Source organism: Dietzia papillomatosis NBRC 105045 (genome assembly GCF_001570845.1).
In the GTDB taxonomy this organism is placed as follows: domain Bacteria; phylum Actinomycetota; class Actinomycetes; order Mycobacteriales; family Mycobacteriaceae; genus Dietzia; species Dietzia cinnamea.
Genome location: NZ_BCSL01000003.1, coordinates 48311 through 61119 on the forward strand (window position 1 = coordinate 48311; position 12809 = coordinate 61119).

Genomic DNA, 12809 nt, shown 5'->3' on the forward strand with positions numbered 1-12809 from the left:
TGTCGGTCGTCATCTGTCCTTCGTAGCAGGGATTCGCGGTGGATCCGGGCGGTCTCGCTACCCTGACGCCATGAGTCGTCCCGCAGCCCAGAGCGCCGTCGAGGTCACGCTGTCCACCGGCCGCGTCCGCGGGACCGACCTGGGGGACGTGGTCCGCTTCTACGGCATCCCGTACGCCGAGGACCCGGTCGGCGATCTGCGCTTCGCGGCCCCCGTCAGGCGGAGCCCCTGGACCGGGGTCCGCGACGCGACGCGTCCGGCGGCCACCGCGCAGCGTCTGCGCTTCGATCCGGATCCGGCGATCCCCGAGCCGATCGTCGCGGGCACGGACATCCTGCACGTGGACGTGTGGGCGCCTCCCGAGGGCGCCGGGCACCCGGTCCTGGTGTGGATCCACGGCGGAGGGTGGGAGTCGGGGTCGTCGCATCAACCGTGGTTCGACGGGACCGCGTTCGCCCGGGCGGGGATCGTCGTGGTGTCCGTGGGCTACCGGCTGGGCGTCGAGGGCTTCACGTCCTTCCCCGACGCCCCGGACAACCGCGGGGTGCGCGACTGGATCATGGCGCTGGAGTGGGTCCGCGACGAGATCGCGGCTTTCGGCGGTGACCCCGGGCAGGTCACCGTGTCGGGCCAGTCGGCGGGCGGCGGTGCCGTGCTGTGCCTGCTGGCCTCGCCGGCAGCGACAGGACTGTTCCACCGCGGGATCGCTTCGTCGCCGGCGGTACTGCGGTCGCCGGCCGCGCAGGCCCCCAGGGGAGCGACGGCTGCCGAGCTGGCGGCGGGCGGCCGGGGCGCGGTCGACGAGTTCCACCGTCGGCTCCGCAGGGACAACCCGTTCCTCATGCCGTTCCGGCCGACCATCGGCGACGAGACGGTCCCCATGCCGCCGCTCGAGGGGGTCGGGGAGGGGCCGGGGCTCGGGGTGCCGCTGCTCATCGGTTCCACGGCCACCGAGTTCGAGGGGCTCGTCCGCGCGCTCCCGGGCCCCGCGCTGGTGCCGGGCGCGGCGATGATCCTGCGTTCGCAGGAGCTCCCCACCACCGGGCTGCGCGCGTTGGCCCGCCAGTCATCGGGACGGTCGCTGCGTCGAGCGGTGGGGGCGGTCGTCGACGCGGCGACCATCCACTCGACTGTCGTGCGGGCCGCCGAGACCCGCATCGCGGCGGGCGGACCGACGTGGGTGTACGACTTCCGGTGGGCGGCGGGCCGCGGGGCGGTGCACTGCGCGGACCTGCCGTTCTTCTGGTCTGTTCCCGAGGCCGCGAACGTACGCGCGTTCCTCGACGCGCCCGTTCCGCCGGACCTGGTCGCGGCGATGCACGGCTCGTGGGTGGACTTCGTCCGCTCCGGCGACCCCGGTTCGCCGGCCTACGAGGCGCCCACGCGGCGGGTGCAGGTGTGGGACGAGCCGCCCGCAGTCGTGGAGGACGGTCTGGCGGACGTCCGTGAGGTCTGGTGGCCGGACGGCGCGACCTGACGCCTTGCTACGATTGCGCCGCGCGTGTGGGCGAGACGCCCGTCACGCGAGGGGCTATAGCTCAGTTGGTTAGAGCCGCGGACTCATAATCCGCTGGTCGCGGGTTCGAGCCCCGCTGGCCCCACCGATAGAAGCGGCCCGTTGGTGGTCGATTGCGACGTAGGGCTTACTCGCACCGAGTCTGGGGTGTTGCTGCGGGCAGCATGGTCGAGCAGTACTGACATGCGCAGGCAGGCGGACGCCGGATGGGGCGCTCTCCGGCCCGGATAGGGGCGACTTGCTCTGGTGCGTCGGCCACACCACGGGTTGGTGTCGTACCGCTGTAGGAGGATTAGGGCATGACAGCTTCGTACGAGAAACATGACTCACCCGCTCTGCGAAAAGCGAGGGGCGCGTTCTTTACACCCCCTCCAATCGCGCGCTTTATTTCCTCGTGGGCAATTCGCCACCCCTCGGATCGTATCCTGGAGCCCTCGATGGGTGATGCTGAGTTCTTAGTTCACGCTGTTGAGCGACTTCAATCGCTTGGGCGGTCCAGTCCAGAGGTCTTTGGATCTGAGCTTCACGCCTGGAGCGCAGAACGCGGCAAGCAGCGAGTCGCGGAGCGCGGCGGCACGGCACTAGTGGATATAGGGGACTTTTTTGCTCGAGAAGACCCCTGTCCTTTTGACGCAGTGATCGGAAACCCGCCGTACATTAGATTCCAAGATTTTTCGGGCGAGCAACGAACCGCCGCACAAGCTGCCGCGCTCCGCGGAGGAGTAGCACTTACTGGTTTAGCCTCGGCATGGGCGGCGTTTACGGTACATGCCACGCTTAAACTTGCGGTGGGAGGGCGCCTAGGCTTCGTTCTGCCCGCGGAAATACTCACTGCGAATTACGCAGCGCCAGTTCGAAGATTTATCTTCGACAACTTTGGGGATGTCGAGTTAGTACTGTTTGAAGAAAAAGTGTTCGGCGAGGCCGATACCGAAACGGTGCTTCTCTTGGCTTCGAGTTTTGGTCAAGGTGCAACTAAGAACGCGAAGATCCGACAAGTCAGGAACGCCGCATCGCTAACGTCGATGCCGCCAGCTACTGTATGGACGCCGGAGGATCCGGCAGATAGATGGTCGGGCGCCACGGTTAATGCTGCTGCGTCAAAAGTACTTATGGATTCCGTGCCGGCTGGTCATTTCAAGGCACTGAAGACGTGGGGTGAGACCACTCTTGGGATTGTTACCGGGAAAAACTCGTACTTCGCCATTTCTCCGGAGCAAGAGATTGATCTGGCGCTCGATCCGGCCGAAACCGTGCCACTATCGCCACCTGGCTCCGCCCACCTGAGGGGCATTGAACTCTCCGATCTGGCCCTCGCTGAACTAGGCAGGCTTGGCAAGCGCACTCGCCTGTTCCGCCCAACTGGCGATATGTCGCTCGGCGCGCGAAATTACATCGCAGCCGGTGAGTCAGCGGGAGTGCACAACGCCTATAAGTGCCGTGTGCGAAAGACTTGGTGGCTTGTCCCCCTTCTCGAGCCTGCGGACCTCCTTTTAACGTATATGAACGCCGACACCGTCCGCCTAGTTTCAAACACTGCCCGCGTGCATCACTTGAATAGCGTACACGGGGTCTACTTGCGCGAGGAGGTTAGATCAATCGGAATGGAACTGTTGCCGATTGCTTCCCTGAATTCGGTGACCATGCTAAGCGCTGAGATAGCCGGGCGTGCCTACGGTGGCGGCGTTCTGAAGATGGAGCCAGGGGAAGCGGATCGGTGGTTGGTGCCTTCGTTAAAAGCGGTGGAAAACTCGGCGGAACGACTACGCTCAATCAAGCCGCAGATCGGCGGTCGCTTAAGAGGCGGGAAGCTCGACGAGGCGGTCAAGTTGGTAGATGACGCTCTTCTTGTAGATGTACTCGGATTCACTCGGTCAGAGGTTCATGTGGTGCGCGAAGCGAGGAACGAGCTGGCTGGAAGGAGGGGTAACCGTGGACGCAGCGTCAAGGCTTGAGGCGCGCCTAATCGAAGCGATTCGGTCATGCGGCCAGAAGCCGAGCGACGATCAGCCGCAGGCGGGCAAGAAAAACTACAATGAGAAGCTATCCGCAGCAGTAGCACTTGCCCTTGCGCAAGAGCTTCGGGACCGTGGAATGGTCGAGGCGCGTCCGTCGGGTCCGGGAGAAGTTGGAGCTAGCGGCGCAGAGCGACGCTTGGCCGGAGGCATTGGCGCGAAAAAGGTCGACGTCAGTTGGGCGACAGAGGAGTCCGGACTTCTTCTTGCGCTCAGCGTCAAGACTATTCTCTTCCGGGATGCTCGCAGTAGGAACTTTCAGAAGAATCTGACCAATAGGCGGGCCGACCTTCTGAACGAGGCAGTAACTTTGCATCGGCGATTTCCGTATGCGGTACTTTCTGCTTTTCTTATTTTCGACAAGGATGCAGCGGAAGACGGGACTGCGCGCCGCAAATCGACCTTCACCAATGCGGGACCGAGGCTTCGTCTATTCACTGGCAGGCAAGATCCCTCAGGGCGCGACGAGCAGTATGAGAAATTCTACTTGGCGCTTGTTGATTCGAACGTCTTCAAACCTACGATAGAGGTTTACGAGGCGAATGATCTTGTCAACCCAGTCTCACTTGATCAGATGATGATTGACTTGGTTGCTTTGGTAGGTGAGCGGAACTTCGATCTCTATGAAGGGGTCGACGGAATTGTGCGCAAGGCTTGACCTTTAATGGGACGGCATCCGGCCGGAGCCGGCTGGGTGTGCGCCATTTTCGAGGGTGGCGGTCCCGATTCACGAACCTAAGACTAGTGCGCGCCGGTTTCGGCCCTTAGTAGGTCAACGCCATCCTCATCGCGCCCACCGCCTCGGACAGCGCCGCCCTGGCGAGAGGGGTGGCGCCCACAGCGTTGACGAACGGGTGGACCAGCGTGGCGTGGCGCCGCAGCGATACCGGTACCCCGGCGTCGGCCATCCGGCGGGCGTACGCCTCGCCCTCGTCGCGCAGCGGATCGAACCCGCCCGTGGCGACGTGTGCGGGCGGCAGCGCCGAGAAGTCCGTGGCCAGCAGGGGAGACGCGCGGGGATCGAGCCGGTCGTCGTCCGAGCGGATGTAGGTGCGCTCGTACCAGTCCATGTTGCCGCGGGTGAGGAAGTAGCCCTCGCCGAACAGCTCGTAGGAGCGGGTCCGGGCGGACATGTTCGTCGCCGGGACGAACAGCAGCTGGAAGTCCGGTGTCTTCTCGCCCGCGTCGCGGGCCTGCTGGCACACCACCGCGGCGAGGTTGCCACCGGCGCTGTCGCCGCCCACCGCGATGCGCTGCGGGTCCACGCCGAGTTCGGCGGCGTGGTCGCGGACGTACCGGAACGCGGCCAGGGCGTCCTCGGCGGCGGTGGGGAAGAGGAACTCCGGCGCCATCCGGTAGTCCACGCTGATGACCTTGAGGCGGCCGGTGTCGGCGATGTAGCGGCACGTCGCGTCGTGCGAGTCGATGCTGCCGAGCACCCACCCGCCGCCGTGGAAGTACACCAGGACCGGCAGCGCCTCGTCGCCGTCGACGGGCGAGTACAGGCGTGCGGGAAGGTCGACGCGGTCGGGATCGTCACCGCCGAGCGGGAGGACGATGTCGGTGACGACGGCGAGGTCGATCTTCTTCCCCGAGACGGTGTAGGCCGACCTCTCGACGACGGAGCGCGCCCGCTCGAGGGTGAGGTCCTGGTATTCCCCCTCGGACATGAGCGAGATGACCCGGAGCCCGGCCTGGAAGTGCGGATCGAGGACCTGTCCGTCGACGCGCCGGGGAGCACCTGCCACTGGGCGCAGCAGGGGGCCGGGCAGATATCCGGCGGCCGTCATGACGGCTTTGGTCAGTCGGTCGCCGAGCGACGGCGTGAAGGCACGGTGGCCGGACATTCCAGAGGGTGACAGTGCGGGGCGCATGGCCACATTGTGACGTGGAACGCGGGATGATCGATGGTGATTGGTCGAAGGAGCTGGTCATGCGTTCAGAAGACGACGACGTCATCCGGGTCGAGGCGCTGGTCAAGACGTTCGGGGGAGTGCGGGCCCTCGACGGGCTGGACCTGGAGGTCCGCCGTGGTGAGATCCACGGGTTCCTCGGTCCCAACGGCGCCGGCAAGTCCACCACCATCCGCGTCCTGCTGGGGCTCGTGCGCGCGGACTCCGGCACCGCGACCGTGTTCGGCGCCGACCCGTGGCGCGACGCCGTCCGGCTGCGCTCGCGGGTCGCCTACGTCCCCGGCGAGGTCACGCTGTGGCCGCGGCTCACGGGCGGCCAGTGCATCGACCTGGTGGGCCGGTCGCTGGGCGGGCTCCAGCCGGCCCGGCGCGACGAGCTCGTCGAGCGGTTCCGCCTCGACCCCACCAGGCGCACCCGCGACTACTCGAAGGGCAACCGGCAGAAGGTCTCGCTCATCGCCGCGCTGGCCTCCGGTGCCGACCTGCTCGTGCTGGACGAACCCACCTCCGGCCTGGACCCGCTCATGGAGCGGGTCTTCCAGGACTGCGTGCGCGAGGCCGTCGACGCGGGTGCGACCGTGCTGCTGTCCAGTCACATCATGGGGGAGGTCGAGGCGCTCGCCGACCGCGTGAGCATCATCCGCGACGGGCGGACCGTCAGCTCGGGCACGCTGGCCGATCTGCGGCGCCACACCACGACCGAGGTCCACGCCGTCACCGACGCCGACCCACGGGAGCTCGACCGCGTGAGCGGCGTCGACGACCTACGGATCGGCGACGCCGGCGACGGCCGGTTCGACATCCGCTGCCACGTCCCGGCGCCCGCGCTCGGGGAGGTCACCGGCATCCTCCACGCCGCCGGCGTCCACACCCTCACCGCGACCCCGCCCAGCCTCGACGACCTCTTCCTCAGCGCCTACTCCGGAGCCCGGTGATGAGCGCACCCCTCGTCGGCGCGCGCCTGGCCGGTACCGGCCTGCTCAGCCGGATCGCGCTCCGGACCGGCTGGCCGGCGATGGTCGCCTGGGTCGTCGGGGCCGTCGCACTGTTCCTCGCCACCGGACTGTCCATCGCCACGCTCTACGACACCCCGGAGGAGCTCGCCGCGTACAGCGCCTCCGTCGGCGAGACGATGGTCATGCTCACCGGTCGGGTGGCCGGCCTCGACACCCCGGGCGGAGTGGTGATGAACGAGTACTCGTTCCTCGTCGGCTTCGGGGTCCCGCTCATGGCGATCGCCCTGACCGCGCGCTCCACCCGGCGGGAGGAGGAGTCCGGACGATCGGAACTCCTCGTCGCGGGTGGGGTCGGCCGGCTCGCCCCGGTGGCGGCGGCCCTCGTCGTCGTCGCCGGGGTCTTCCTCGCACTGGGCGCCGGCCTCTGGGCCGCGACGCTGGCGCTCGACGTGGACCGCGGCGGCGCGGCGCTGTACGTGGCCTCGATCGTCGCCACCGGCTGGGTCTACGCCGCGGCCACCGCCGTCCTCGCCCAGGTCCTCGCGCACCACCGCACCGTCTGGGCGGCGTCCCTCGCGGTGGCCGGACTGACCCTCGTCACGCGCGGCGTCGGCGACGCCGAGGAGAACTGGCTGAGCTGGGCGTCCCCGCTCGGCTGGCACGGGCTGACCCGGCCGTTCGGCGAGTCGTCCCCGCTCCCTCTCGCGGTGTCGCTCGCGGCCGCCGCCGCGCTGGCCACCCTCGCGCTGTGGCTCGCGGCCCGCCGCGACCTCGGCTCGGGGGTGGTGCCCGCCCGCACCGGGCCCGCCACCGCGTCGCGGTGGCGCACCTCCCATGCCGGCGCCGCCCTCCACCACCACCTCGGCGCGCTCACCGGCTGGACGGTCGGCGTCGTCGCGCTCATGGCCGTCTACGGCGCCCTCATGGACGTCACGGTGGAGGCCATCGTCGCCAACCCGGACCTGGCCGTCTTCCTGGGCGACCCGGACGCCCTGGTCGACACGATCGTGCAGATGCTCGTCGCGTTCGCAGGGTTCCTCGGCGCCGGGTTCGCGCTGCAGAGCCTCGGCGGGCTGCGCGGCGAGGAGTCCTCGGGTCGACTCGAGCTCATGCTGGCCGCCGGGCGGTCGCGGTGGTCCTGGCTGGCCGGGCACGCGGCGGTCGTGGCGGCCGGCACCGCGGTGGTCGTACTCGCCGGCGCGGCCGCGTTCGCCGTGTCCGCGGCAGCGGTGCTCGACGATCCGCAACTGGTGGGTCGGATCCTCGGCGCGGGCGCGTGGCAGCTGCCCGCCGCGCTGCTGTTCGTCGGGGTCTCCGTCTGCCTGTTCGGCGCGGCCCCGCGACTGCAGGTCCTGGCCTGGGCTCCGTTCGCCCTCGCCGTCGTCGTCACCCTCATGGGCCCCACGCTCCGACTCACCGAGGCGCAGATGCGCCTGTCGCCGTTCGGCGCGGTGGGCACCGCCCCCGCCGGCCCCGTCGACACCGCGGGCGTCATCGTCCTGCTCGTGGGCGGCGCCGTGTTGGTCGCCGCCGGGCTCGCCGCGTTCCGGCGCCGCGACGTGCCCCGGCCCTGACCGCCCGACCCGGTGCGGGGACAGCCCGCCTCGGGGTCCGCCCGCCCCGGCGCGGCGTCCACGCCGACCTGACAGACTGACGGGCACTGCCGCCGGCGCCGCCGGCCGGACGCGAACCAGGGAGGAACCGATGTCGGACCAGGTCGATCGAGACGCACTCGCCGCCGCGCTGGCGGTGGTCGGGGAATGGCCGGTGGACACCGTCTCGGCCGCGGTCGTCGGACCCGACGGCGCGCTCGCGACGCACGGCGACGACAGTCGCGTCTACCGCCTCGCCTCGGTCACCAAGCCGCTCGTCGCCACGGCCGCCCTGTTGGCGGCCGAGGAGGAGGCGATCGGCCTCGACGATCCCGCCGGTCCCGAGGGCTCCACCGTGCGCCACCTGCTGGCGCACGCCTCCGGACTCGACTTCGCCGACCGCGACCGGGTCCGCACCGAGCCGGGCCGGCGACGTATCTACTCATCCGCCGGGTTCGAGGTGCTGGCCGACCACATCGCCGACGCCACCGGGATCGACTTCCCCGAGTACCTCCACGAGGCAGTGTGCCGGCCGCTCGGGATGGAGACCACCGGCCTCGAGGGCTCGGCCGGGCACGGCGCCTCCGCCAGCATCGCGGACCTCGTGCCCTTCGCACGCGAACTCGTCGCGCCGCGACTGCTGGCCACCGAGACCCTCGCCGAGGCCGTGACCGAGCAGTTCCCCGGGCTCGACGGGATCGTGCCCGGGTACGGGATGCAGAAACCGTGCCCGTGGGGGCTGGGGTACGAATTGCGCGGGGACAAGGACCCGCACTGGACCGGTTCGCGGAACTCGGCCGGGACGTTCGGCCACTTCGGGCAGTCGGGGACGCTGCTGTGGGTCGACCCCGCGCTGTCCGCGGCGCTGGTCGTGCTCACCGACCGCGATTTCGGCGACTGGGCCAAGCCGCTGTGGCCGGAGCTGTCCGACGGCGTCGTCGAGGCGCTCGGGCGGTAACCGCGCCGCCGCCGGTGCCCGGGTCCGGCCCGGGCGGATCGATGAGCCGTCCGGTGGGCTGGCCGACACGCCGAGGGGCCGCCCGGCATCGGAATCACGGTGCTGTAACTTTGCTGAGAGTCCAGAAGTGTCACTGGTGTAATCCAGCCACTTCAGGCACAGTAGTAATCAACAACAACACAAGCCACATCATTCACACGATTTCGCGAGGTCGTTGGGGAAGACGTCCCTCAGTGAGTCGGGAGTGAAGTGATGTCTGACCATAACCATCTCGCGGATACGACGACCGGCGTGGTGTTCATCCATGCCGCGCCGACCGCGTTGTGTCCTCACGTCGAGTGGGCTCTGGCGAGCACGCTCGACGCCAACTCGGCCATGCGCTGGGAAGACCAGCCGGCCCAGCCGGGCGCTCGCAAAGCGATCGTCGACTGGATCGGCCCGGTCGGCACCGGTGCGCGGCTGGCCGAGTCGTTGGCCAAGTGGTCGATGCTGTCCTTCGAGGTGACGGAGGACCCGAGCGACCTCGTCGACGGCGAACGCTTCTCGCATACGCCCGAACTCGGCATGTGGCGGGGCCAGACCGGCGCCAGTGGCGACGTCGTCGTCAGCGAGAACCGGCTGCGCCACCTCATGAAGGCCGGCCCCGCCGCCTTCCACGCCGCCGTCGAGGCGGAGCTCGGCACACCGTGGGACCGCGCGCTCGAACCACTGCGCGGCCACCCGGCCGCCTCCGAGGTCACCTGGCTCTCGCGCGTCGGCTGACCCGCCGCGCCTCCCGCACTCACGACAGAAGGCGCCCGCCCCCGGATCTCCCGGGGGCGGGCGCCTTCTCGTGCGTGAGACCGACCCGACGGGTCAGGTCACAGCGGGATGTTTTTGTGCCGACCGCGGGTGTGGGCGGCGGCGTCCAGGGCCTCGGCGAGACGACGACGGGTGTCGGTCGGCTCGATGACCTCGTCGACCACCCCGATCGACACGGCGCGGCCGACGCCTCCGGCGATCGCCGCGTGCTCCTCGGCCAGCCGCTCGTGCAGGGCCTCGCGCTCGTCCTCCGGCGCGGCCGCGAGGGTGCGCTTGTGGAGGATTCCGACGGCCGCCTTCGCGCCCATGACCGCCACCTCGGCGTCCGGCCAAGCGAACACGGCGGAGGCACCGAGCGCGCGGGAGTTCATGGCGATGTAGGCACCGCCGTAGATCTTGCGCGTGACGAGCGTGACCCGGGCGACCGACGCCTCCGCGAACGCGTGCAGGAGCTTGGCGCCGCGGCGCACCACGCCGTCCCATTCCTGCGAGACGCCGGGCAGGTACCCGGGCACATCGACGATCACGACGAGCGGCACACCAAAGGCGTTGCAGAGGCGGACGAAACGGGACGCCTTCTCCGCCGACTCGGAGTTGAGGCACCCGCCCAGCCGGAGCGGGTTGTTGGCGATCACGCCGACGGTGCGGCCGGCGATCCGACCGAAGCCCACGACGATGCTCGGCGCCCACTTGGATTGCAGCTCCTCGAACGTGGTGTTGCCGTCCAGTTCGGAGGAGTCGAGCAGGCCGTGAACGAGTGGGCGGACGTCGTACGCGCGCCTGGGCGACTCCGGTAGCAGTCCGGCGAGGTCCGTGTGGTCGCCCTCGAGGAGCCGCTGGTCGAACTCACCCTGCGCGGTCAGGAGAGTCACCAGACGGCGAGCCCGGTTCAGAGCATCACGCTCGTCCTCAGCGGCGATGTGGCACACGCCCGACTTGCGGTGGTGCACGTCCTGGCCGCCCAGGCCCTCCATGTCGACCTGCTCGCCGGTCACCGAGCGGACCACGTCGGGCCCGGTGACGAAGATCTTGCCCGCCGGCGCCATGATGACGACATCGGTCAGGGCGGGGCCGTAGGCGGCGCCACCGGCGGCGGGCCCGAGCACGACGGAGATCTGGGGGACCAGACCCGAGGCGCGGACCATGGCCTCGAAGACGGTACCCACGGCGTGCAGGGCCTCGACGCCCTCCGCGAGTCGGGCACCTCCCGAGTGCCAGACGCCCACGATGGGCAGCCGCTCGTCGATCGCGACATCGATCGCGCGAACGATGTGCCGGCACCCGTCGAGGCCCATGGCGCCACCCATGACGGTGGCGTCCGTGGCGTAGGCGATGGTGGGCTCACCGTCGATAAGGCCCCGTGCCGCCAGGGCTCCCGAGGCGTCGGGTTCGGTGATGAACTCCAGCGAGGCGGGATCGAAGAGGTTCGCGAGCCGGACGACCGGGTCGCGCGGATCGATCTGGGTGTTCTGGTCAACAGCGCTGGTGATGGTCATGAGTGCAGTCCTTTCCTTGGTGCACGTCCCGGGGAGGGAGCGCGCACCTGTGACGGACCCCCGGACTGGCTTGTGGGCGGACTATGACGGGAAGCGGGACCCCCGTCCCGCTTCCGGACCTCGTGCCCGGCGCCCCGCACTGGGCGGGGCGATCTGTGAAGTGCCCCGCACGCGGGGAGGGGACGCGGGCTCGACGTGGTGCACCGACCGCACCTTCGGCCCTGAACGCGTCCCCGCCCCGACGAACGAGGCGTGACATCAGCTCTGGTCGATCTTCTGAATGTAATCGACCGCATCCTGCACGGTACGCAACTTGGCGAGGTCCTCGTCGGGGATCTCCACTCCGTAACGGTCCTCGGTCTGCACGGCGATCTCCACCATGGAGAGCGAATCGATGTCGAGGTCGTCGACGAAGGACTTCTCGGGGGTCACCTCGGACGGCTCGATCCCGGTGACCTCCTCGACGATTTCCGCGAGTCCTGCGATGATCTCGGCCTCGGTGCGTGCCATGTGATGTCCTTTCTGATGGGTGAAGTCGTGCCCGACGGGCGCGACGGACGTTTTTCGTACCCGATCATCGGCGACGGCCGACGAGCGGGGGTGGTCGGGGGAGCTTCAGGCCCCGCTGAGTGCGGGCACCGTCTCGAGAGCGGTTTCGATGTCCTCGGGGACGGTCACGCCGTGGCGGGCGACGTCACGCATCGAGCGCTTAGCCAGTCCGACCAGGGCACCCGAGGGCGGGAGCTCGACGAACGCGTCGACGCCCAGCTTGAGCATGGTCTGCGTGCACAGGTCCCAGCGCACGGGGTGGGTGATCTGCGAGACGACCCGGTCGAGGGCGTCGCGCCCCGACGCGACGGCCACGCCGTCGGCGTTGGACAGCAGCGTCAGGTCGGGATCGTTGACCTCGACCGTGTCGGCCAGCGCGCGGAACTCGTCGACGGCGGAGTCCATGTAGCTCGTGTGGAACGCGCCGGCGACCTCGAGCCGTCGCAGGCGCGCCCGGGTGGGCGGGTTCTGCTCGAGCGCGTCGCAGGCCTCGAGCGGGCCCGCGGCGACGATCTGCCCCGCGCCGTTTCGGTTCGCCGGCGCGAGCCCGGCGTTGTCCAGGGCCAGCAGCACGTCGGCCTCGACCCCGCCGAGAACGGCGATCATCCCGGTCGGTCGCTGCGCGCACGCCCGTGACATCGCGGCCCCCCGCACGGACGCGAGGCGCAGGGCGTCCGCCTCCGAGACCACGCCGGCGATCGCCAGCGCCGCGATCTCGCCGATCGAGTGGCCCGCGACCAGCGTGTCAGAGGGAACCTGACCGCGTCGGCGCAACTCCGCGGCACCGAGGAGCGCGGAGGCCACGACGAGTGGCTGGGTCACCGCGGTGTCGGTGATCTCCTGCAGGGTCGCCGTGGTGCCGAGGCGCTCGAGATCGAGTCCGCTTGACGCGGACCAGTCTGCGAGACGGTCGGAGGCGCCGGGCAGCTCGAGCCAGGGCGCGAGCATCCCGGCTTTCTGTGACCCTTGTCCAGGGGCGGTTAGGCAAAGCACGGGTATCAGACAACACGGCC

Annotated in this window: 11 protein-coding genes and 1 tRNA gene; 8 read left to right on the top strand and 4 right to left on the bottom strand. The window is 69.3% G+C overall.

Annotated elements, in window-relative coordinates:
- The first annotated feature begins 70 nt into the window (after positions 1-70).
- The 4 genes from DPA01S_RS01850 (at position 71) to DPA01S_RS16205 (ending at position 4189) form a co-directional block, all read left to right on the top strand.
- A complete protein-coding gene (locus DPA01S_RS01850) occupies positions 71-1477 on the top strand; it encodes a carboxylesterase/lipase family protein (RefSeq protein WP_063935649.1) in 1407 nt (468 codons plus the stop codon).
- Positions 1478-1527: 50 nt separating this feature from the next.
- Positions 1528-1601, top strand: a tRNA-Ile gene (locus tag DPA01S_RS01855).
- Between the two features lie 214 nt (positions 1602-1815).
- Entirely contained in the window at positions 1816-3471 is a 1656-nt protein-coding gene (locus DPA01S_RS16200; RefSeq protein ID WP_083961804.1) for an HsdM family class I SAM-dependent methyltransferase, read from the top strand.
- Positions 3449-4189 carry a hypothetical protein gene (locus DPA01S_RS16205; protein WP_198150704.1) on the top strand — a complete coding sequence of 247 codons (741 nt, stop codon included), beginning with the start codon at positions 3449-3451 and terminating at the stop codon, positions 4187-4189. Before DPA01S_RS16200 ends, DPA01S_RS16205 begins: the two co-directional genes overlap by 23 nt.
- A 106-nt stretch (positions 4190-4295) precedes the next feature.
- Here DPA01S_RS16205 and DPA01S_RS01860 read toward each other — a convergent pair whose 3' ends face one another.
- The gene (locus DPA01S_RS01860) at positions 4296-5405 is read right to left on the bottom strand and encodes an alpha/beta hydrolase (RefSeq protein WP_232302957.1); all 1110 of its coding nucleotides are present in this window, start codon (positions 5403-5405) and stop codon (positions 4296-4298) included.
- A 59-nt stretch (positions 5406-5464) separates the two neighbouring features.
- Here DPA01S_RS01860 and DPA01S_RS01865 point away from each other — a divergent pair, with 59 nt between their 5' ends.
- From DPA01S_RS01865 to DPA01S_RS01880, 4 genes are all read left to right on the top strand, one after another.
- Positions 5465-6379: an ABC transporter ATP-binding protein gene (locus DPA01S_RS01865; protein ID WP_165001107.1), complete on the top strand. Its 915-nt coding sequence runs from the start codon at positions 5465-5467 to the stop codon at positions 6377-6379.
- Positions 6379-7974, top strand: a complete 1596-nt coding sequence (locus tag DPA01S_RS01870; RefSeq protein WP_061229307.1) for an ABC transporter permease — start codon at positions 6379-6381, stop codon at positions 7972-7974. Before DPA01S_RS01865 ends, DPA01S_RS01870 begins: the two co-directional genes overlap by 1 nt.
- 130 nt (positions 7975-8104) lie before the next feature.
- Entirely contained in the window at positions 8105-8950 is an 846-nt protein-coding gene (locus DPA01S_RS01875; protein WP_061229306.1) for a serine hydrolase domain-containing protein, read from the top strand.
- Between the two features lie 252 nt (positions 8951-9202).
- Positions 9203-9712 (top strand): DUF3145 domain-containing protein, encoded by a 510-nt coding sequence (locus DPA01S_RS01880; protein ID WP_061229305.1) that lies wholly within the window; start codon positions 9203-9205, stop codon positions 9710-9712.
- A 98-nt stretch (positions 9713-9810) separates the two neighbouring features.
- Here DPA01S_RS01880 and DPA01S_RS01885 read toward each other — a convergent pair whose 3' ends face one another.
- The 3 genes from DPA01S_RS01885 to DPA01S_RS01895 form a co-directional block, all read right to left on the bottom strand.
- A complete protein-coding gene (locus DPA01S_RS01885; protein WP_061229304.1) occupies positions 9811-11247 on the bottom strand; it encodes an acyl-CoA carboxylase subunit beta in 1437 nt (478 codons plus the stop codon).
- A 258-nt stretch (positions 11248-11505) separates the two neighbouring features.
- Positions 11506-11757, bottom strand: a complete 252-nt coding sequence (gene acpM / locus DPA01S_RS01890) for a meromycolate extension acyl carrier protein AcpM (protein WP_007629089.1) — start codon at positions 11755-11757, stop codon at positions 11506-11508.
- Between the two features lie 105 nt (positions 11758-11862).
- Entirely contained in the window at positions 11863-12789 is a 927-nt protein-coding gene (locus DPA01S_RS01895) for an ACP S-malonyltransferase (protein ID WP_082767759.1), read from the bottom strand.
- Positions 12790-12809 lie beyond the last annotated feature (20 nt).